22 protein-coding genes are annotated in these 20,783 nt (G+C 50.5%); 6 read left to right on the top strand and 16 right to left on the bottom strand.

Going from position 1 to position 20,783, the window contains the following annotated elements; translation table 11 throughout:
• Positions 1-61: 61 nt before the first annotated feature.
• Both AC3IRK_RS06200 and AC3IRK_RS06195 read right to left on the bottom strand, forming a co-directional pair.
• A complete protein-coding gene (locus tag AC3IRK_RS06200) occupies positions 62-979 on the bottom strand; it encodes an ABC transporter substrate-binding protein (protein ID WP_131973051.1) in 918 nt (305 codons plus the stop codon).
• An 87-nt stretch (positions 980-1,066) separates the two neighbouring features.
• On the bottom strand, positions 1,067-2,551 hold the full coding sequence (locus AC3IRK_RS06195) for a helix-turn-helix domain-containing protein (RefSeq protein WP_489170516.1): 1,485 nt from the start codon (positions 2,549-2,551) through the stop codon (positions 1,067-1,069).
• A 104-nt stretch (positions 2,552-2,655) separates the two neighbouring features.
• Between AC3IRK_RS06195 and AC3IRK_RS06190 the strand changes: the two genes are divergently transcribed.
• On the top strand, positions 2,656-3,663 hold the full coding sequence (locus AC3IRK_RS06190) for a FecCD family ABC transporter permease (protein WP_489170515.1): 1,008 nt from the start codon (positions 2,656-2,658) through the stop codon (positions 3,661-3,663).
• Entirely contained in the window at positions 3,663-4,658 is a 996-nt protein-coding gene (locus AC3IRK_RS06185; protein WP_489170514.1) for a FecCD family ABC transporter permease, read from the top strand. The genes AC3IRK_RS06190 and AC3IRK_RS06185 overlap by 1 nt, the downstream gene beginning before the upstream one ends.
• Before the next feature lie 42 nt (positions 4,659-4,700).
• On the opposite strand, the gene AC3IRK_RS06180 is transcribed toward AC3IRK_RS06185, so the two are convergent.
• Both AC3IRK_RS06180 and brnQ read right to left on the bottom strand, forming a co-directional pair.
• The gene (locus AC3IRK_RS06180) at positions 4,701-5,018 is read right to left on the bottom strand and encodes an antibiotic biosynthesis monooxygenase (RefSeq protein ID WP_131503178.1); all 318 of its coding nucleotides are present in this window, start codon (positions 5,016-5,018) and stop codon (positions 4,701-4,703) included.
• Between the two features lie 182 nt (positions 5,019-5,200).
• Entirely contained in the window at positions 5,201-6,541 is a 1,341-nt protein-coding gene (brnQ, locus tag AC3IRK_RS06175) for a branched-chain amino acid transport system II carrier protein (RefSeq protein WP_131502914.1), read from the bottom strand.
• A 297-nt stretch (positions 6,542-6,838) separates the two neighbouring features.
• Between brnQ and AC3IRK_RS06170 the strand changes: the two genes are divergently transcribed.
• Positions 6,839-7,783 (top strand): DUF2268 domain-containing putative Zn-dependent protease, encoded by a 945-nt coding sequence (locus AC3IRK_RS06170; protein WP_131502915.1) that lies wholly within the window; start codon positions 6,839-6,841, stop codon positions 7,781-7,783.
• 96 nt (positions 7,784-7,879) lie between these two features.
• On the opposite strand, the gene AC3IRK_RS06165 is transcribed toward AC3IRK_RS06170, so the two are convergent.
• The 8 genes from AC3IRK_RS06165 to AC3IRK_RS06130 all read right to left on the bottom strand — a co-directional run bounded on the left by AC3IRK_RS06165 (position 7,880) and on the right by AC3IRK_RS06130 (position 15,132).
• Positions 7,880-8,698, bottom strand: a complete 819-nt coding sequence (locus AC3IRK_RS06165) for a MetQ/NlpA family ABC transporter substrate-binding protein (RefSeq protein WP_489170513.1) — start codon at positions 8,696-8,698, stop codon at positions 7,880-7,882.
• Positions 8,699-8,717: 19 nt separating this feature from the next.
• Positions 8,718-9,380 (bottom strand): methionine ABC transporter permease, encoded by a 663-nt coding sequence (locus AC3IRK_RS06160; RefSeq protein WP_131502917.1) that lies wholly within the window; start codon positions 9,378-9,380, stop codon positions 8,718-8,720.
• On the bottom strand, positions 9,373-10,119 hold the full coding sequence (locus tag AC3IRK_RS06155; protein WP_131973056.1) for an ATP-binding cassette domain-containing protein: 747 nt from the start codon (positions 10,117-10,119) through the stop codon (positions 9,373-9,375). Before AC3IRK_RS06155 ends, AC3IRK_RS06160 begins: the two co-directional genes overlap by 8 nt.
• Positions 10,120-10,297: 178 nt before the next feature.
• A complete protein-coding gene (locus tag AC3IRK_RS06150; RefSeq protein WP_489170512.1) occupies positions 10,298-11,488 on the bottom strand; it encodes an acetyl-CoA C-acetyltransferase in 1,191 nt (396 codons plus the stop codon).
• Between the two features lie 13 nt (positions 11,489-11,501).
• On the bottom strand, positions 11,502-12,278 hold the full coding sequence (locus AC3IRK_RS06145; protein ID WP_489170511.1) for a 3-hydroxybutyrate dehydrogenase: 777 nt from the start codon (positions 12,276-12,278) through the stop codon (positions 11,502-11,504).
• A gap of 5 nt (positions 12,279-12,283) precedes the next feature.
• Positions 12,284-12,946: a 3-oxoacid CoA-transferase subunit B gene (locus tag AC3IRK_RS06140; RefSeq protein ID WP_489170510.1), complete on the bottom strand. Its 663-nt coding sequence runs from the start codon at positions 12,944-12,946 to the stop codon at positions 12,284-12,286.
• 12 nt (positions 12,947-12,958) lie between these two features.
• The gene (locus AC3IRK_RS06135; RefSeq protein WP_131502922.1) at positions 12,959-13,660 is read right to left on the bottom strand and encodes a 3-oxoacid CoA-transferase subunit A; all 702 of its coding nucleotides are present in this window, start codon (positions 13,658-13,660) and stop codon (positions 12,959-12,961) included.
• A gap of 32 nt (positions 13,661-13,692) precedes the next feature.
• Positions 13,693-15,132, bottom strand: a complete 1,440-nt coding sequence (locus AC3IRK_RS06130; protein ID WP_131502923.1) for a GntP family permease — start codon at positions 15,130-15,132, stop codon at positions 13,693-13,695.
• A gap of 254 nt (positions 15,133-15,386) precedes the next feature.
• On the opposite strand from AC3IRK_RS06130, the gene AC3IRK_RS06125 reads away from it, so the two are divergent.
• From AC3IRK_RS06125 to AC3IRK_RS06115, 3 genes are read left to right on the top strand one after another with little or no spacing between them, the layout of a single operon-like run.
• Complete coding sequence (locus AC3IRK_RS06125) at positions 15,387-16,508, top strand: diguanylate cyclase (RefSeq protein WP_131973060.1); 1,122 nt, start codon at positions 15,387-15,389, stop codon at positions 16,506-16,508.
• A 56-nt stretch (positions 16,509-16,564) separates the two neighbouring features.
• The gene (locus tag AC3IRK_RS06120; protein WP_165871658.1) at positions 16,565-16,741 is read left to right on the top strand and encodes a hypothetical protein; all 177 of its coding nucleotides are present in this window, start codon (positions 16,565-16,567) and stop codon (positions 16,739-16,741) included.
• 12 nt (positions 16,742-16,753) lie between these two features.
• A complete protein-coding gene (locus tag AC3IRK_RS06115) occupies positions 16,754-17,158 on the top strand; it encodes a DUF350 domain-containing protein (RefSeq protein WP_026828679.1) in 405 nt (134 codons plus the stop codon).
• Between the two features lie 40 nt (positions 17,159-17,198).
• On the opposite strand, the gene AC3IRK_RS06110 is transcribed toward AC3IRK_RS06115, so the two are convergent.
• The 4 genes from AC3IRK_RS06110 to trhA form a co-directional block, all read right to left on the bottom strand.
• Positions 17,199-17,456 (bottom strand): hypothetical protein, encoded by a 258-nt coding sequence (locus AC3IRK_RS06110; RefSeq protein ID WP_026828680.1) that lies wholly within the window; start codon positions 17,454-17,456, stop codon positions 17,199-17,201.
• A gap of 30 nt (positions 17,457-17,486) precedes the next feature.
• Positions 17,487-18,185 carry a ribose-5-phosphate isomerase RpiA gene (gene rpiA / locus AC3IRK_RS06105; RefSeq protein WP_489170509.1) on the bottom strand — a complete coding sequence of 233 codons (699 nt, stop codon included), beginning with the start codon at positions 18,183-18,185 and terminating at the stop codon, positions 17,487-17,489.
• Positions 18,186-18,231: 46 nt separating this feature from the next.
• Positions 18,232-19,959, bottom strand: a complete 1,728-nt coding sequence (locus tag AC3IRK_RS06100; RefSeq protein WP_489170507.1) for a M3 family oligoendopeptidase — start codon at positions 19,957-19,959, stop codon at positions 18,232-18,234.
• A gap of 127 nt (positions 19,960-20,086) precedes the next feature.
• On the bottom strand, positions 20,087-20,734 hold the full coding sequence (gene trhA / locus AC3IRK_RS06095) for a PAQR family membrane homeostasis protein TrhA (RefSeq protein ID WP_114596138.1): 648 nt from the start codon (positions 20,732-20,734) through the stop codon (positions 20,087-20,089).
• Positions 20,735-20,783: the final 49 nt, after the last annotated feature.

Here is a 20,783-nt window from a genome sequence, read left to right as displayed (position 1 = left end):
TTCTCACTGTCAAAAAAGAGAAAAACGGGTTTCCCCGTTCTTTCTCCTGCTCTTCATCTGGTCATTTCAATAAGACGTCTTCAAGTTCTGTTAATCCTTTTTGGCGTTCGATTGGATCCCAGAAGCCCCACGTCGTCGACAATTGGTGGACTTGATTTTTTTTGACTGCTGTCAGCCCTTTCCAGACCTTTCCGTTCGTCACTTCATCGTAGTACGGTCCACTGTTGAAGTACGACAGATCAATGATGTGGTCGGGATTATATTTCGCCAGTCCTTCGATCGAAATGTTTTCCCCGAAGTCTTTTGGGAGACCTTTCGTCGGTGTCAGCCCGATATCATCAAACAACAGCGAGTTCGTCGCGTGGTTCGTCAGACCGTAGACCCGAATATCTTTTTTGTTGACCGAGACCGCCATGAAGGTCTCGTCCTTGACGTTTTCCTTGATCTGTTGACCGATGTCTTTTGCTTCTTTCGCCAAGTCATCGATGACTGCTTGTCCTTCTTCTTTCTTGTTGACCGCTTCCGCGACTTTCAGGTGATCTTCTTTCCAGTCACCACCCACCTCGACGGCGACTGTCGGGATCGTTTTCGCCAGTTTGTCATACAGCGGTTTGTACCGGTCACTGATGATCAACAAGTCCGGATCCAGTTTGACGATTTCTTCCGGATTGATTTCGTCCGCGTACGGCAATGCCTTTGTCCCTTTGAGTTCTTTCGTCAAGTGTGGTGGAAACTCATTATCGTATGCCATCACCGCATACGGTTTGACGCCGACGGAGACGAGCGATCCTTCCCACGAGACGTGCGACAGGACAACCACTTTTTTCGGATCATTCGGAACTTCTGTCTTTCCAAAAATATGTTCAACAGTGTGGACGGCAGCTGCTTTTTTTGTCGGTTGTTCGCTGGCCTCGCCTCCACAGGCGGCTAATACAACACACGTCGCGAGGACGGATGTGACACTGATGATTTTTTTCATGTGGTTCTTTTCCCCTCTCACTCTCGTTCTTCATTAGTAATGATAATCATTATCACTAAAGAGCAACATGGACGAACCAATCAACTTTCATGGACAAATCAAGCGTGGTTCATTTTCAATATAGTCTAACAATTGCTTCAGCATGTGGGTGCGTCCGAGTGGTCCCCAAGGATCCCAATCAACGCTGTCCGGATAATAGACTTGATGGCGCCTGACCGCCTGCAAGGTCTGCCATGTCGATTCTTGCTGAATCCGCTCGACATCAACCGGTTGACTCCATAAGATCAACAGGTTTTCGGGATCAACTCGTTGTAACGTCTCCAGCGTGACAATCTCATAAATGGCTTCAGGTAATCCCGGTGCCGGTTTCAGACCCAAATCATGAAATAAAAAATCAAGCATCGTATGTTGCTTCATCCCGTATAAACGCACCTCGTCCGGTCGAATCCAGACGACAGCCCATGTTCCGGTCTTGTTCCACGCCAAACGTTCCTTGACCGTTTGTTCGAGCGCTGTAATCTGCGCGACGATCGGCTCGAGCCGGTCTTCCCGATTCGTCGCTACGGCAATCAGTCGGAGATATTCACTCCAGCAGGTTTGATGCGGCAGTTCAAGGACATGGTCAGCCGGCAACCAGCTGATATCCTGTCCCTTCTCTAAACTCGGTGTCTTGATAATCAAATCCAGTGCCGTCGTCTCGAACCATTCCCGCTGAAGCGGTTGATTCGCGTCGTATAACCGGGTTCCGTCCAGTCCGGTCAAAAACACGGGTAATCCGCTTGCTCCGTATTCCGTCGGATAACTCGGTGCCAAAATCGGTTGCAGACCAAGTGCCAACAGATGATCCTGCAACAAGAGGCGGCTGGCAATGCCGATCCGGGGCGTAATCCGTTGTAAAAAATGGGTCGGCGACAGACCGGTCCGTTTTTTGAAGAGGCGGCTGAAGTAAAATTCGTCCTGCAGCCCCACTTTTTGTGCGATTTGCGCCAACGTCATCTCGTGTGAAGCGAGCATCCACTCTTTTGCCGTGCGAATCCGCAGTTGCGTCACATATTCTTTTGGTGTGGCGTGATACCGCTCTTTGAACAGCCGGTTAAATGTCGGTACCGACATTCCGAGATCAAGCGCCAGCTCATGGACGGACCTTTTCATCGACAAGTCCTTCAGCCACGAAGCGACCACTTCCTCAAACACATGATTTTCCTGTTCGCTGTTCAATGTCTCAAGCAGTTGATACAGAATTCGTAGTTGAGTCAACCCTTCCTGTTCCGAAGTCGGGCTGACATGCAGTTGCCGTAACCAGTCATGCAGGATGTCTGCATCTTGCCGATACAGAGCACACCGGTGTCCCGTCAACGTCAGGTGGTAGAACAAACAAGTCTCTTTTGTAGCCGGCAATACTTCGTCGATTTGTTCGATCCAGACGGCATCGCCCGGGTATAACCGGTGCCGGTTGCTGTATAAAAATCCGCTCCCTGCAACAACGATGACCAGTCCCGGCTTGACTGATCGCCTATCGCCTTCAAGCAACCAGTGCTTCTTGATTGGTAACGGTTTAATCTGTAACTCCATCCTGCCCACTCCCTAAAAAAACATTTGACAAAAAATTGGTCTTCGATGTACGTTTAATCGCGTTGATAATGAATCTGATTCTCAATTAAAAAGGAGAGACGTCTATGACTACATCCGTTCGACCACGCTCAATCCTGACGATTGTTGCTCTCACGGTTGGACTGCTCACGCTACTAAGTACACTGTCCTTGTTTTACGGTGCCGTGCCGATTTCCCGGACGACCGTCCTTGCCTCGTTTCATTCCTTTGACGCCGGTAATCTGCAGCATCAACTCGTTCAAGAAGTCCGGCTTCCGCGTCTGATTTGCGCCGGGCTTGTCGGTATTGCTTTGGCGCTGTCGGGGACGATGATGCAAGGGTTGACCCGGAATGCGCTGGCTGACCCCTCCCTGCTTGGCATCACCCACGGAGCAGGACTTGGAGTCGCCTTGTCGCTGGCCTTTGTCTCGGAGCATTCATTTGTGACTTCGCTTGCCTTTTCGTTTGGCGGCGCCGCACTTGGGACAGCTGTCATTTTGCTGATCACAGTATTTGCCCGCGGACGCTTTTCACCGGTCACGTTGACCGTAGCCGGTGCGGCACTGAGTGCTTTATTCAGCGCTCTGTCGACCGGCATCACCCTGTTTCACCAAGTCGCCCAAGATCTCAGCTTTTGGTATGCCGGCGGGTTATCCGGGGCAAAATGGGCGCACGTGTTGGTCTTGCTTCCGGTCGTCCTGCTTGGACTCCTCATTTCCTTACATATCGCCCGCAGCATGACCGTCCTCTCGCTCGGAGAAGAAGTTGCGACCGGGCTGGGGTCCTCGTTGACGAAAGTCCGGCTGCTTGGATTTTGCAGCATCGTCCTGCTTGCCGGTGTTGCCGTGTCGGTCGCCGGTGTCATCGGCTTTGTCGGCTTGATCATTCCCCATATCAGTCGCTTTTTAGTCGGGACGAACTATTACCTGTTGCTGCCGGTCAGCGCCCTGCTCGGCATGACGTTGTTGATTGCTTCCGACCTGCTGGCACGAATGATCAATCCGCCGTTCGAAACTCCGCTTGGAGCTGTCACCGCCCTGGTCGGAGTACCCTACTTCCTTTATCTCGCCCGCCGAAAGGAGTTGTCCGTCTGATGGATGTCTGGCATGCGGTAAAACAGGCGCGATTGACGCTGTTTTGTTTATGTAGTCTGCTCATTTTGACATTTTTGTACAGTCTGTCGACCGGGATTCTTCCCGTTTCGTTTAGCGCGATCGGCCGAACGTTGATCGGACAAGGAACGGAATCTGAACGGCTGATTCTCATCGATCTCCGGTTACCGCGGATGTTACTCGCATTGTTGATCGGTGCCGGACTAGCAGTGTCCGGGACACTACTTCAAGGGATGTCACGCAATGCCCTCGCCGATCCCGGCATTCTCGGAATCAATGCCGGTGCCGGATTGTTCGTTGTCTTGACACTGTTTTTCTTTCGCTCCGCTACACATCAACTTCCGGTTCTGCCGTTCGTCGCTTTTGTCGGTGCGACGCTTGTCGCCTGGACGATTTACCGATTAGCGGGAAAAGCAGTCCAACCGGGACGTCTGTTGTTGGTCGGCGTCGGAATCAACGCCCTGTGCGGCGCCCTCCTGATCATTTTTCAGTTGAAGATGGATCCGCGCGATTTTCAGCAGGCGACGGTCTGGTTGACCGGAAGCATCTGGCAGGCGGATTGGTCATCCGTTTTGACGCTTGCACCCTGGATCGTCTGTTTGGTGCCGCTTGCCTTTTTACACAGCCGGCCGTTGAATCTGTTGCAACTGAGCGGCTCGCTCCCGCAAACGTTAGGACTCCGAGTCGAACAGACACGGAAACGGATCTTATTGATCGCTGCCGCACTTGCCGGTTCCTGCGTCGCTGCCGGTGGCGGAATTTCCTTTATCGGTCTGCTCGCCCCGCACATTGCCCGGCGTCTTGTCGGACCGAACCATTACAGTCTGATTCCGGTCGCTGCCCTGCTCGGCAGCCTGCTGGTGTTGCTCGCAGACTTGATCGGGAAAAACCTGCTTGCTCCGGCCGACATTCCGGTCGGGATTGTCATCGCAATCCTTGGCGCACCTTATTTCATCGTGTTATTGTTCCGAAAATAAAGGCAGACCGATTCGCCGCAAGTGGACGGATCGGTCTTTTTCTCAGCGTTTGCCTTTTTGACCCAGAACATCGTAATACTGCTGGTCACTTCCTAAAATGAACGACGGCACCGGTTGACCACGACGTGCACGGTGACCTGCAAGATGGACGTCACTCGTCTCCCACGCTTTCCAGTCCTGTTCCGACTCCCAGCGAATCAGTACGATGACTTCTTCCTCGCCCCGCGTCCGCTTTTTTTGCAGGACACTGAGATCGATGAAGCCGGGTTGTTGTTCGATGATGCCTTCGCCTGCGAATCGTTCAATCATCGACTCCGCATGACCGGTTTCCACCCGGATTGTTTTAAGTTGGATGAACAGAAAAACCACTCCCTTTTAATTGATAATGAATCTCATTTGCAACAATACTATATCATCGTTCCTCCTCCTTTTGTCAATACCATTCCAATTTGTTTCCATCGATGATGATGTGACAGACAGCAAAAAAGCTGCTTCGATTCAAGATCGAAACAGCTTAACATCCATAGGATTAATATCTTTGCTCAAGCAACGCGTGACTGTTCCGGCCGGTAGGCTTTTTTCCGCCCGAATAATCCGCCTAAGATGGCTCCGATGATGGCCGGAACGACCCAACCGAGTCCGACGGAGAAGAACGGCAACACGTTTTCAAAAACGCGCAAGACCGGTCCGACCGGTGCTTCTGCCACTTTCAGTCCATCAAACAGACTGACGGCAAACGTCATCCACATCGCTCCCTGGTAGACCGCCGGTTTTCCTTTAAAAACGGAATGCAGGAACGTCAGGAAAATCAGACAGATTGCCAGTGGATAAAGCGTCAGCAGAACCGGTTTTGAAATCGCGATCAACTGGGTCAGACCGATGTTGGCAACGAGCGCGCTGAAGATCGACAGTCCAATCGTCCACTTGACGTACGAAATCTTTGGTAACAATAGCGCGAAGAACGAGGCGCAGGCCGTAATCAGACCGACACTCGTCGTCAGACATGCGACCGTAATCATCAGACCGAGTAAAACCGAACCGTATGCGCCGAAGTAATAGTCGGACACCGCTGACAGGATTTCCGCTCCGTTCGTCAGCGGACCAATTTTGGAGACACTGGAAGCCCCCATGAAGGCAAGGGCCGAATAGGTGACGGCCAGCAAACTTGCCGCAATCAGGGCTGCTTTCGAACAAATAATGAGCAATTGTTTTTTCGACGTGACCCCTTTTTCCTTGATCGCCGAGATGATGATAATACCAAATACAAACGCTCCGAGGGCATCCAGTGTCAAATAGCCTTCCTGGAAACCATTAAAAAAAGCGTTGTGCTGATACGTCGTCAAAGGATTCTGAAAACTTCCGATTGGCTTAATGACGGCAACGAGAATCAACAGCCCGATGAATGTAATCTTGATCGGTGTCAAAATTTTCCCGACGACATCCACGATTTTTGTCGGATTCAGCGACAACAGGCAGGCAAGCGTATAAAACAGAATCGAAAAAATCAGCAACGGTGTCGACGATGCGCCTTCCCCGAAAAATGGTTTGATCCCGATTTCATAGGAAACGGTTCCAGCGCGCGGAATCGCAAAAAATGGACCAATCGCTAAGTACAAGATGATGGCAAAGACAAGACCGAAGACCGGGTGGACCCGCGACGCCATCGCCCGTAAATCCGCTTCTCCGGAATAAGCAAACGCTAAGATCGCAAGCAGCGGTAAGCCGACGCCTGTAACCAGGAACCCGGCATTGGCAATCCAGACATTTTCTCCCGCCATTTGTCCGAGCATCGGTGGAAAAATCAGATTGCCTGCTCCGAAAAACAAGGCAAACAGCATCATACCGATGACGACGATAAAGGATGTTGGAACTGTTTTAGACATAAGAAACCCCCACGATTTAATTACGACCTGATTCATGTTTTATCAACGAATCAGGTACTTCGTTCGAAAGGATAACACAGGTCTGTGACCTCGTGCCAGGAGTTTATCTGGTGAATATTCTGACATTTCTCAAAAAACCCTGCTGTTTCACTCTTTTCTTAAAAAATGACTGCTGATGCGCTTGAACGATGTAATCGGTAACATAAGTTCATCTGACTAAGTTCAGAAAAGAGGAACCTTTTGTCTCTGATTCCCGTATGGATAATTGTGGTATATTTGGTTGATAGGAGGGGTTTTATGAAACGATTGTTGATTGGCATGACGTTAGCAAGTCTGCTCGCCGGCTGTTCCAACACACCGGAAGCCGAAAAAGCAAAACCACCGGGACTGACATTCAAGCAGGATGAACAGACGATAAAAATCATTCCGCTTTACGATGCATATCAGTCATATGTCGATGCAACGCTAAAAGAGCCGACCGAGAACGGTGCCCTGTTTGAAAAACACGTTTTAGACGTGAAAGATAAGTGGATTGAGAAGGAAAAACTGACACCTACCTATCAGGACAGACGCATTTTAGAAATTCCTACCGACAATGCAGAAGAACTGAACAAAACGATTGCCTATTTAAAAAAACACCAGGATTCCATTCATCAACAGATTAAAAAAAGCCTTCAGACCTCAATCAAAGCACTGCCAAGAACAGATAAGCTGACAGTCTTCGTCGCGCCTTATGAGATTCATAATGCGGCTGATATTCAACGTCACGGCGGTGCTACCGGTTTTGCCTCCGGGACAAACATGTTCACCCTTTACTTAGCAAAAGATTTTTCAAAAGACACACTGGCGAATACCATCGCCCACGAATACCACCATACCGTCGCTTTTGAAAGCAACACGCATGACTCGGTGTTCAACGGTATCCTTTTGGAAGGTGAAGCGGACATGTTTGCTGCGCAGGTCTATCCAAAAGGGAAATCGGAAGCGACCGAACCGTTTCTCGATCATACGCTGGAAAATCTGTTGACACAGATCAACAACCATAACGTGGATGCGTACGATTTACGATACGGCAACTATGACAAAGACATTCCGCCGCTTGCTCAATATACGCTCGGCTATATGATCATGACGGACTTCATCCAGAAAAATCCTGATGTTCCCGTTGCCAAGTGGACCAAGATGCCGACAACTGATATTTTGGAGAAAACCGGCTATGCGAAGAAGTTGACGATCCGTTAGGCAAAATTCCGATAAACTGATGCTAAAAAAACCACGGATCGCGTGTCTTTGAAACAGACATACGAACCGTGGTTTTTGATATTATCATCCGAACACTTATTTAAAGGCAGGAATCGCCGTTTCGTCATAATTGTCCTCGAGGAACTTTTTGACTTTCGGACTTGTCATTGCTTTCGCAAGTTTTTGAATCGCTTCTGAATCCTGATTGTCCTTCCGGGCAACAAGCGTGATCGCAAAGTCATTTTCGACGCCTTCCGTCACAAGGGCATCTTTCTTCGGAGTCAGACCGAGCGGTGAAGCATAGGCCGGCGTCATGATGACCGCATCCGCATCATCATAAAGGCGGGCGAGCATCAGCAAATCGACTTCCTTGAACTTAAAGTTACGTTTGTTTTCCGTGATGTCTTTCATCGTGTAGTACGGACCGGTTTTCTTTTTCAACTTGATCGCATCATGCTGTGCAAGCAGAGCGAGCGACCGGTCGATGTTCGAGACGTCATTTGCGACGGCAATAACAGCGCCTTTCGGCAATTGGTCCATCTTTTTATACTCTTTTGAGTACAAACCGTAGTTCGCAAAGTAAATCGGTTGAATCGGAACAAGATTGGCTTTGTTGTTGCGGTTGAACTCTTCCATGTACGGGACGTGTTGGAAGAAGTTCGCATCGACTTCTTTTGCTGCGAGGGCACTGTTCGGCTGCACGTTGTCACTGAGGACAACGACTTCCAGATTAACGCCCTCTTTTTTCAGTTCCGGTTTAACGAGATCGAGAATTTCCGTCATCGGTTTGATCAGTGACGCAACTTTTAACGTCTCCGTTTTTTCCGCAGAATCCTGTTCGTCATTCTTGTCCGCGTTCCCGCATCCGGCCAGTTCCAGAATAACAACGCTGAGTAATACCATGATTTTTTTCATCTTGAATTCCTACTTTCGGTTAACGTTTATCGAGCAAGCGTGCTACGGTCGTCCCGGTAAATTGAATCAATTGCACCAGGATGACCATAATCAAAATCATATAGAGCATCAATTCCGTCTGAAACTGTTGGTAACCGTATCGGACAGCAAAGTCGCCGATTCCTCCGCCCCCGACAACCCCCATGATCGTCGAATACGAAATGAAGCTGACGATCGACGTCGTCAGTCCAAGCACAAGACCGGACCGGGCTTCAACGAATAAAAACTTCAGGACGACTTCACGTGTCGAAGCCCCCATCGAGACGGCGGCCTCGACGACACCTTTCGGCACTTCAAGCAGCGACTGTTCGACGAGCCGCGAATAATGGGCGATCGCAATGACAGCAAGCGGGACGGTCGCTGCTGCCGTTCCGATCGCCGTTCCGATGATGATCCGTGTAAACGGAATCAAAAAGACGACAAGCAGTAAAAACGGAAACGAACGGATCGTGTTGACAAGTAAGTTCAAACTTGAAAAGACGAACCGGTTCGACAGCAACTGCCCTTTACGTGACAGATAGAGCCAGGTTCCGAGCGGTAAACCAACGAGAACTGCCGCGAGAATCGAAATTCCGACCATCACGAACGTTTGTCCGATCGCCAGTCTGATTTCCGCCGCATATTCGAGCACGATATCAGGCATGTGAATCCCTCCGCTCCGTCAATTGGGTCAGGAACCAACCGGCATCACTCGTAATTTCCGTGATTCCCGCCGGTTCGGTCGCGATCGTCGTTTCAATCCGCCCGTCTGCCATGATCGTGACCCGGTTGCAAATGCTTTGAATCACCTGCATCTCATGACTGACAAGTACGATCGTCACCCCGAGTGTCTGATTGATATCCTGCAACACGCGTAAGATTTCCGACGTCGTACTCGGATCGAGCGAAGACGTCGGTTCGTCACACAGCAAAACGCGCGGGCGGTTGGCGAGCGCCCGGGCAATCGCCACACGCTGCTTCTGCCCTCCGCTCAGTTCGGACGGATACTTCCGGGCAAAGGATTCCAGTCCGACAAACCGGAGACACTCCTGAATCCGGTCCGCCCGCTCTCGTTTTTTGACACGGGCGAGTTCAAGTGAAACACCAATGTTTTGTTCGACCGTCTTGTTTCCGATCAGATTAAAGTCTTGAAAAATCATCCCGATATTTTGCCGGGTCTGCCGCAGCTGTCGGTTCGACAGGTTTGTTAAATTCATCCCGTCAAATTCGACCCGCCCGGTATCCGGCCGTTCGAGCAGGTTCATCAGCCGGAGTAACGTCGATTTCCCGGCACCGCTCGCACCGATGATGCCATGCATCTCGCCCTGTTCAATCGAGAGGGCGACGGACTGGATGACCGGTTGTCCGGAAAAACTTTTACTGACATTCTGTAATGAAATCATCTGACACCCTCCCTTGCAACGTGTTTCATTTTACCGTAAGCTATCTGTTTTTGTCATGTCGTGTGCTTTTTTTCTTTCCCGCGTCACTTCTCTAATTAAGTAAATCATTCAGAAAATAAAACAGAAAAACCCTGAACGTAAAGTCCAGGGTCGTATTTCCAGCATTCAATAGCTTTGATTATCCTTCATACTTCTTGACGATCGTCGCAATTCCTTGGCCGCCCCCGATGCAAAGTGTCGCTAGACCATGGCTTTCTCCGGTCCGTAACATCTCGTGGATCAACGTCACCATGATCCGTGTTCCACTGGTGCCGATCGGGTGACCGAGCGCAATCGCCCCGCCGTTTCGGTTCAACTTTGCCGGATCAAACTGGAGTTCTGCGTCAACTGCAAGCGATTGGGCAGCAAACGCTTCGTTCACCTCGATGACGTCGATGGCATCCAGTTCGAGACCCGCTTTTCGTAACGCCTGTCCGACGGCCTTGACGGGACCGATTCCCATAATGCTCGGGTCAACACCGGACGTACCGTTCGCAACGATTTCGACAAGTGGTGTCAGACCGAGTTCTTTCGCCTTCCGGGCCGACATGACGACGACTGCTGCCGCTCCGTCATTGATACCCGATGCATTGCCGGCTGTCACTGTACCGCCTTTTTTGAAGGCCGGACGCAAGCGGGCAAGTGATTCCGCTGTCGTTCCGGCACGCGGGAATTCGTCTTGTGCAAACACGACCGGTTCGCCTTTGCGCTGCGGAATCTCGACCGGTGTAATTTCCGCTTGGAACCGGTCCGCTTCGATGGCCTGTCCCGCTTTTTGTTGACTTGACGCTGCGAACTGATCCTGTGCTTCACGGGAAATCGTATATTGCTCGGCTAAGTTTTCCGCCGTGATTCCCATATGATAGTCATTGAAGGCACATTCGAGTCCGTCTTTGATGATCGTATCGACAAGCGGCTGGTCTCCCATCCGTAAGCCGGTCCGGGCACCGCTTAACACGTACGGTGCCTGACTCATGTTTTCCATCCCACCGGCGACGATGATGTCGGCCTCGCCGGACTTGATAGCTTGGAACGCGAGGTGAATCGCCTTCAGCCCGGAGCCGCAGACTTTATTGATCGTCATGGCCGGAACCGTTTCCGGAAGACCTGCGAGGAGACTCGCTTGACGGGCCGGATTTTGTCCAAGTCCCGCCTGAAGAACATTGCCCATGATGACCTCCTCGACGAGGTCCGGTGCGACATTCGCTTGTTCGAGCGCCGCTTGGATGACCGTTGCGCCGAGCTTCGTTGCCGGGACATCCTTTAAACTGCCGTTAAAACTGCCGATTGCCGTTCGTGTCGCGCTGACGATGACAACTTGCTCGCTCATGCTGATTTCCCCCTTATTGAATCGTATAACCGCCGTCTAAGACATTGGCCTGTCCCGTAATCCCTTTTGCTTTGCGGCTTGCGAGGAATAACGCATAATCGGCGATTTCCTCGACGGCAAGCAATCGTTTTTGCGGAACGAGCGGATAGATGACGTCTTCGAGGACTTTTTCCAATTCGACCTGTCGTGTTTTCGCGAGATCCGCCATCTGATTGCGAACGAGCGGTGTATCGACGTACCCCGGGCATAAGGCGTTGACTGTGATGCCGTGTTCCGCCCCTTCCAGTGCCGCGACTTTCGTCAGACCGAGCAGACCGTGTTTTGCCGAGTTATAGGCCGCTTTTCCGGCAAAGCCGATCAAGCCGTTGATCGATGCCATGTTGATGATCCGGCCGTATCCTTGCTCCTTCATGAGCGGAAACGCATGTTTAATCGCAATGAACGGAGCCGTCAGCATGATTTTAATCATCAGTTCGAACTTCTCTGTCGGGAAGTCTTCGATTGGTGAGACGTGCTGTAAACCGGCATTATTGATCAGGACATCAAGTCGGCCGTACCGCTTGATTGTCTCGGCAAAAACTGACTGAACTTGCGCTTCATCCGTCACGTTCAACGTCAGTCCGATGACAACATGTCCCGCTCCCTGTAACGACTTCGCTGCTTTTTCAGCTGCTTCCGTATTGACGTCCGTAATGACGACCTTCGCGCCTGCCTCTGCGAAGGCTGTCGAGATTTCAAGCCCGATCCCGCTTCCTGCTCCCGTCACAAGGACGATATCTCCATTGACCATTCGACTCACTCCCCTATGCTGATGCGTTCAAGTTCCGGACTGACAGTGAAGTCCGCTTCCGTCACGTTGCGGATGTCTTCGACTGTGAGTCCGTCCAATGTCTCAATCAAGACCATCCCGGCTTCCGTGAAATCAAAGACCGCTTTATCCGTGATCAACCGGTTGACGACTTGACTGCCGGTCAACGGTAACGTACAACGTATCTTGACCTTCGACTCGCCGTACTTATTGACGTGTTCCATGATGATGACAACCCGTTTCGCGCCGTTGACGAGATCCATTGCCCCGCCCATTCCCTTGACCATCTTGCCGGGAATCATCCAGTTCGCGAGGTCACCGTTTTCGGCGACCTCCATCCCGCCTAGAATCGCAAGATCAATGTGACCACCGCGGATCATCGCAAACGATTCGGCACTGTCGAAATAGGACGCGCCTTTTTGTGCCGTAACCGTCTCTTTGCCGGCATTGATTTCGTCGGCGTCGACTTCATGTTCGAGCGGATACGGTCCGATGCCGAGCAACCCGTTTTCCGATTGCAGCATGACGTGGACATCATCCGGAATCGCATTGGCGATTAGTGTCGGAATCCCGATTCCGAGATTGACGTACATGCCGTCCTCGATTTCCTGCAGCGCGCGGTTGATAATGATTTCTCTTGACGTTGCCATAGTATCTCCCCCTTATGCTTCCCGGACTGTCCGGCGTTCGATGCGTTTTTCGTAGTCCGTCCCGACGATGATCCGCTGGACGTAAACGGCCGGTGTATGGATTTCATTTGGATCGAGTTCACCGACTTCAACCAGTTCTTCGACTTCGACGATCGTCACTTTGCCGGCTGTCGCGACGAGCGGATTGAAGTTCCGCGATGTTTTCCGGAAAACGAGATTACCGATTTTGTCCGCTTTCCAGGCTTTGACGAGCGCAAAATCACCGACGATCCCTTCTTCGAGCAGATAGGTTTTCCCGTCGAACTCTTTTTGTTCCTTGCCTTCCGCAATCGGTGTCCCGACGCCAGTTGGTGTATAAAAGCCGGGAATGCCCGCTCCGCCGGCCCGGATCCGTTCTGCCAGTGTCCCCTGCGGCACGAGATCGACCTCAATCTCTCCGCTTAAGTACTGTTGCTCAAACGTCTTGTTTTCCCCGACGTAGGACGAGACCATCTTTTTGATTTGACGTGATTGTAATAAGATGCCGAGTCCGAAGTCATCGACGCCACAGTTGTTGCTGACGACCGTCAAGTCCTTGACCCCTTTTTCCTGCAAGGCAGCAATCGATTTCTCCGGAATCCCGCATAAACCGAATCCCCCGACGACGAGTGTCGCCCCGTCAAAAATATCAGCTGTCGCTTCTGTAAATGAATCGTAGATTTTCCCCTGTTGCATCGTTCATTTCCCCCTTTTTTAAACCCAAATGCTTAATAAAGACCTGTCAGATTGTAAAGTCCGATCATCAGGAAGACCGTCACTGTCTTTAAAATCGTAATCATAAAGATGTCACGGTACGACTGACGGTGCGTCAAGCCGGTGACGGCAAGCAACGTGATGACGGCTCCGTTGTGCGGTAACGTATCCATGCCGCCGGACGCCATCGAGATGACCCGGTGCATGACTTCCGGCGGGACGCCACCTGACGTGATCGCTTGTGTATATTTATCCGACATCGCACTGAGTGCGATGCCCATTCCGCCGGACGCAGAACCGGTTACCCCGGCAAGTGCCGTCGTCGTGACCGCTCCGTTGACGAGCGGATCGGTGAACGTCGATGAAATCCCGTTCGAGACCGTCTTGAAGCCCGGTAAAGCGGCGATGACACCGCCGAATCCGTACTCGGCTCCGGTATTCATGACAGCAAGTAAGGCACCACCGATACTGAGGTTCAATCCGGCCTGGAAGTTCGTCCGGACTTTTTTGAAGTCATACAGCATCGCGGAGATAATCCCGATGATCAAGGCCATTTGGACGGACCAGATGGCAAGAACGGCCGGCGTCTCGATTTTCCCGAATGCTTCAAGACCGATCGCGGCGAAATCAAAACCTTCCGGATACCATGCCGGAATCGCGAGCGTAAAGTATTTGTTCATGACAGCGACTAAAATCAACGGCACAAATGCCAGGACTTGGCGGTAAACCGGTTGTTGTGCCGTCTCGAGCGTCAGTTCCGGTTCATTTTTCAATTCCATCTGCGGAGCCGTACTGGCTGCCGTCGCTTCAAATCCGGCATACCCTTCCCCAGCTTGATGAGCTTTACGTTTACGGGATTCAAGATAGAACATCCCGACCGTCAGGATGATCAAGCCGCCGATTGATCCCATGATTGGTGCCGCATAGATATCCGTTTTAAAGAACGTCGTCGGAATGACGTTCTGGATTTGCGGTGTCCCCGGCAAGGCATCCATCGTAAACGTAAACGCACCAAGGGCAATCGTTCCCGGAATCAAGCGTTTCGGGATATTCGCTTCGCGGAACAAGTTCGCTGCGAACGGATAGACGGCAAAGACGACGACGAACAGGCTGACACCGCTATACGTCAAAATCGCGCCAAGCAACACGATGGCAAGAATCGCCCGTTTCGCTCCGATCATCCGAATGATCGACTTCGCGATCGATTCAGCGATTCCTGACATTTCGACGACTTTCCCGAAAATCGCTCCGAGCAGGAATACCGGGAAGTAAGCTTTAATGAATCCCACCATTTTTTCCATGAAGATGTTGGAGAAGAACGGCAAGACCCAATCCGGGTTCGTCAGTAAGACAGCGAACAGAGCACAGATAGGAGCAAATAAGATGACTGAAAAGCCACGGTACGCTACGAACATTAATAAAGATAAGGCAAGAAGAATGATAATCAGTTCCATGGTGGATCTCCTTTAAAATTTAGTAAGCGCTTTCAATTGCTTCTTCATCATTTAACAATTGAATCACCGAATGGTCAATCAAAAACCATAAACCTATAAGTACAGCTTATAGGTTCTATAACTTCACATTATAGACACATTTATTTTTTGATGTCTTTTTCGGAAATCTTTTGACCAGATGGAGGACTATTTGACGTCAATAGCGTATTCTAAACGGTAGAACGATTTGTCAAACGAAAGCAAGGTGCCTGAATTTGAAAACCATTTTGTATGATCTTCTCCATAACCTGACCCTATTGATGAGCGGTTTTTACCTGCTCGGAAAGCTGTCACCGCATCCGATTACCGTCGATTCCAAACGCTCAGTCCGCATTTTGTACGGAATCAGCCTGAGTATCTTATCTTGGTTGCTGATGCAACTGACGATTGAGCCCGTTCCCGGTGTTTTAGTCGACTTGCGGCACATTCCTGTCATCGTTGCCGCTTATTTTGCCGGTCCGTTGCCGACGATGATTGTGACAAGTGTCATCATTCTTTACCGGTTCAGCATTAATTTGAACAGCTCAGCGTATGCGGCAGCACTGTTCATCATCCTGATTGCTGTCGGGACGTCGCTTCTCGTCAAGTGGTTGCCGATCTATTCCAAGCGGACCTTTACGATGGTCACTGTCTATGCGACTGTCCTGCATGGAATCGTTTTGATATATGTCTTAGCTGACACGGGTCTCCTCTTCGATATCCTCAGTGTCGTCCTGCCCGCTTCCTTCATCAGCAGTTGGCTTGCACTCGTCATCATCCGTGACATCCGTTTGACGAAACAGTCGATGCGGACATGGCAACAAACGGCACAACGTGATTTTTTGACCGGCTTACATAATTTCCGTGCGTTTACGGATCATTTTGATGATTTAAAGCAACAAACGATTTTACAGCAACATGAAGTAGCATTGATTACGATCGATATCGATCATTTCAAACATGTCAATGATACGTTCGGTCACGAAGCCGGTGACGAGGTCCTGCGTCAATTCGCCTCCCGTTTGCGGGACGGTGTGACGGATGCCGGATTCATCTCCCGTAACGGGGGTGAGGAATTTTCCATTCTCGTCGAACAGTTGACGGATGCAAAAGTCCTGGCGCTGGCTGAACAGTTGCGGGAACGGATTGCGACGTCTCCGTTTCAATTGTCGAATGGGACGCAACTGCCGTTGACAGCTTCGTTCGGAGTCGCACTTTTCCCGAAATCAACATCAGAGATTCAGCAACTTGTGACGGATGCGGACGTCGCACTTTATCATTCCAAACAAAACGGACGCAACCGGGTGACACTTTTTACACGCGAACTCGAAGTAGCTGTGACTCATTCTGTCGATTAGGGATGGACGAATCCGGAAAAATCGGCTACGTTTGATGATGAGGAAGGTGATTCATCATGAAATTAACAAAAGGACCTTACATTATCATTGGTCTGCTGCTCGGACTGCTCTTCGGCTTCATCGGGGATAATTTTTACCTGTATGTCTCCGCCGGGATTTTAGTCGGAGCGATGCTCGAAGGGTACGTTGCCTGGCAACAACGAAAAGAACGAAACAAATCCAATCATTCCTAAGGAGGAATTAAGATGGGCTTCAGTGAACTGTTCGTCTCGACACTTGCGTATATCGGAGTGGCTACACTTTTACTTGCTATCGGCGTCGTCCTGTTTGAAGTGACGACCAAATCAAAAGAGATGGAGCTGATCCGTCAAGGAAAAAAAGCGGCCGTTTATGCATTCGGCGGACGAATCCTTGGTCTTGCGATCGTTCTCTACTCCAGTATCACGAACTCGGTCAGCATCCTCGATATGGTCTTATGGGGAGCTTTAGCAATCGTCTTCCAAATCGTCCTGTTCTATTTGGCAGACTTGATCATTCCGCGGATCAGTATGACGAAAGAAATCGATGCCAATAATGAAGCCGTTGGTTTATTATTGCTGTTTCTTTCAATTTCGATTGGTTTGATCATCGCCGGTTCCCTTACATACTAAAAAAAGCGCCAACAATCCGCTCGTGGATTGTCGGCGCTTTTCATTTTTCCAAATCTTCGAGTTCTTTTTGCGAACGGGGATAGCCGTTCGCCTGCCACTCCGCCCGGTAAATCGAATCGAGTTTCGTCAATCCGACTTCATCCGGATCTTTGTCGGCATCTGGACTTGAATCCTGATCGAGATGCGTTAAATACTCTTTTAGCGGATCCGTATTTTTTTGCTCTTTGTTCTTCAATAAAAGAAGACCCGCCCCCGCCAATACACTTGCTCCGAACACATACCGTTTTCGTAACCGCATCGGTTTCCCTTCTTTCTCTCAAAACGCCAGTTAGACAAGTCCACCTCCATCCCGTAAATCAGGATGAGCCAGCTGTCTGACTTGTCCTTGCTCGACCGTCAGGACGTGATCCGGTTGCCGCTCAAAATAGCCGGTTTCGAGCACTCCCGTCAAACTTTTCAGTTCCCGGGCAAAGTGAGGGACATCCTGGACCCGCTTGAGATCGACATCCAAAATCAGATGCCCCCCGTTCGTCACGAATGGTTCTCCATCCTGCTCCCGTAGCGTCACATCGACATGCTTATCCTGCAAAAAACGTTCGACATACGGTCTCGCAAACGCATCGATTTCAACTGGTAGCGGACCGTTCAGGTGATGGACGAACTTCGAGGCGTCCGCTAAGTAGAGCACTTCCCGGCTCATCAAAGCAACGACTTTTTCACGGAACAGCGCTCCACCACCGCCCTTGAGCACACGGAACTGCATATCGATCTGATCGATGCCGTCGATGACAAGATCGATATGCGTCGCTTCCTCGAGTGACAGCAACGGAATGTTTAATCGTTTGGCTTGTTCCGCTGTCTCGGCTGATGTCGCCACTCCCTGCACCTGACCGCCTGCTTCGACCCACTTACCAAGGACATCGATGAAACTCCGGGTCGTCGAACCTGTCCCAAGACCAAGAATCATTCCGTTCTTAACATGCTTGATGGCGGCTTCCGCCAACACCCTTTTATCCTGTTCGTACATCCGCACCCCTCCTTCGTTAGTTATCTATTCCCGATTGCTGGCGACTTCAATCGATGAGTCCAGCCGTCTCTTGTAAGTACATTTCAATCGCCGACAGGAGGGGTTCAAGTGCCTGTTGCCAAAAAGTAATTGAGTCCGGTTCGCCGTCTACATACTGCTCAATCAGCTCCTCGATTGTCGCCTGTCCCGATGCGCGTAACAACGGTTCGAATTGTCCGGTGAACGCCTCATTTGATTGCTTGACCTCCGGATATAAGTGATTGCTCAGTAAGTAACCGACCGTGTAGGGAATATTGTAGAACGGCTTTTCTGTATCATAGAAATGACCGACAAAAATCCATTTGTACGAATCCGGTTCCGTCAGTACATCGCCGTAAAAGCGGGCATCTTCCTCCCGCATCAGTTCAGCAATCCGGTCGCTTGAAACCGGCCCCTGCCGTCGCTCCGAATAAAAACGTTGTTCAAACCGGAACATGTTCGGAATGGTTCCGACGTATTTTAAGCCTTCGCTGATTTTGATTTCAAGCATCGCCAGTTTTTCTTCGCTCGCCGATTGTTCGATCACGGCGTCAAGGACCAGGTTTTCCATGAATGTCGAAGCCGTCTCGGCACTGCTCGTCCCTTTAATCTGATCAAGGAACGGCAAATCGTGCAACAGCAAATTATGGTACGCGTGACCCAGTTCATGGGCAAGCGTAACGACATCCGGATACGCTTCACGGTACGTCATGAAGATCCGGCTTTCTTTAGCGACCGGGAACGAGGCACAGAAACCGCCTTCTGCTTTAGACGGCCGGTTTTCCGCATCAATCCAGCCTTTTTCAAACACGGTTTTCGTAAAGTTTGCCAACCGCGGATGGAGCCGGTCAAATTGATGCTGAATGATCGATTGCGCCTCAATATAGGAAACATAACCGCGCGAGGTGAAGGTATTCGCCTCTAAATCATGCCATTCCGGTTCTGTGACATGTGCCAGACGCAATTTTCGTTTGTAATAAGACTGGAACAGCGGACGATTTTGATCAATCGCCGCAAGCATCGCTTTAATTGTCGTCCGTTGCATCCGGTTTTGTTCACACAGTTCCGTTAACGGGTCCTCCCATCCGCGTTTTGAGTAAACTTGCAACCGAAAACCGGCAATCCGGTTCAAAATCATCGCAAAGTCGTCTCGTTCAGCAGCACACGTCTTTGCGAAAGCTGTCGCCGCCGCTTGCCGGTCGTTGCGTGTTGCCCCATGAAAAGCCTGATGCAGGGCGTGTCCGATTGTGACTTCTTCTTCTTCAAGCGGAATCCGTAAACCGGTCAAACGCTGTTCATACAACTGTTCCCATCCGGAAAAACCGTCGATTGCCAGTGCCTGAATCAATTGTTCCTGTTCAGCCGACAGACGCCGTTCCATGATGGCGCGGCGTTCCGTCAGATAATAAGACGGCGAGTCAGATTGCAGCGTTATCCATTCTGCTTCGGACAGTTTCCGCAATCGTTCCTCGAAGACCGTTTCAGTCATCCGGAGACGTGCTTGCAATATCTCGGTCTGCTCAAGCAGCCGGCCCACTTCATGACGTGAAACATCTTCCGCGTACAGACAATACACAAAATCAGCCAGTTCTTCGACGTGGCATTTGATTCGCTCAAGATGCGTCAAATAAGAAGACACCGGAGGTTGGTCGGTTTGAAGCTGATCCAGTTCCTTTCGTAACCTGTTAATCGTCTGTCCCACGTTTCCAATCGAATACAGTTTTTCGAGCTGCCAACGGGATGTCGTGATCGCCATTGTTTTTCCCCCTTTAATCCTGTCCTTTCATTTCCTTCGGCTTCCCTTCCCGCGAGACCTGCCAGTCCACTCCTTTACCGGCAAAAAACATCCTTCCGCGAGCGGAAGGATGTGTGAACCGAAACATTTAGATGACGAAGAAATAGACACAAAGGAAATGCGCTAAGCTGCCGAGCAGGACGAATACATGGAAAATCTCGTGAAAACCGAGGTGTTTGAACGAAAGCACACGCGGTTTTAAGCCGTAGATAATGCCACCGATCGTGTAAAAAATCCCGCCGAGGAACAGTAAACCGATTCCGACCGGCGACAGGACTTCTGCGAGCGGTGTGATCGCAAAGACCATGATCCAGCCCATTCCGATGTACAGCGTCGTCGACAACCAGCGCGGACTGTTGAACCAGACGAGTTTAAAGGTGATACCGAAGACCGCAATCAGCATGACGATACTGAACAATACCCAGCCGGTCGGTCCGTTCAGACTGATCAGACAAAACGGGGCATACGAGCCGGCAATCAGCAGATAAATCATCGAATGATCAAGACGTCTCCACGTCGCAATGGCCCGGTCACTCGCAAGTACCATATGATATGTCGCCGAGACTGCGTACAAGGCAATCATACTGACACCAAAGATGATTGCCGCGACAATCGGTAGTCCGGCTCCCCGCTCCAGTGCCGCTTTGATGACCAAGGCGAGCAATCCGATAAAGGCGAAGACGGCTCCGCCAAGGTGGGTCAGACCATTGATCGGTTCTCTCATATACGTTTTCATAATTTCCCTCCATTTTTATGTAGTTTTAAATACTACATGGCGTTATATG

The organism is Exiguobacterium sp. GL_137 (assembly GCF_057834585.1).
Note: the sequence above shows the minus strand (reverse complement) of the source record. Positions and strands in the feature narration are given on the sequence as shown.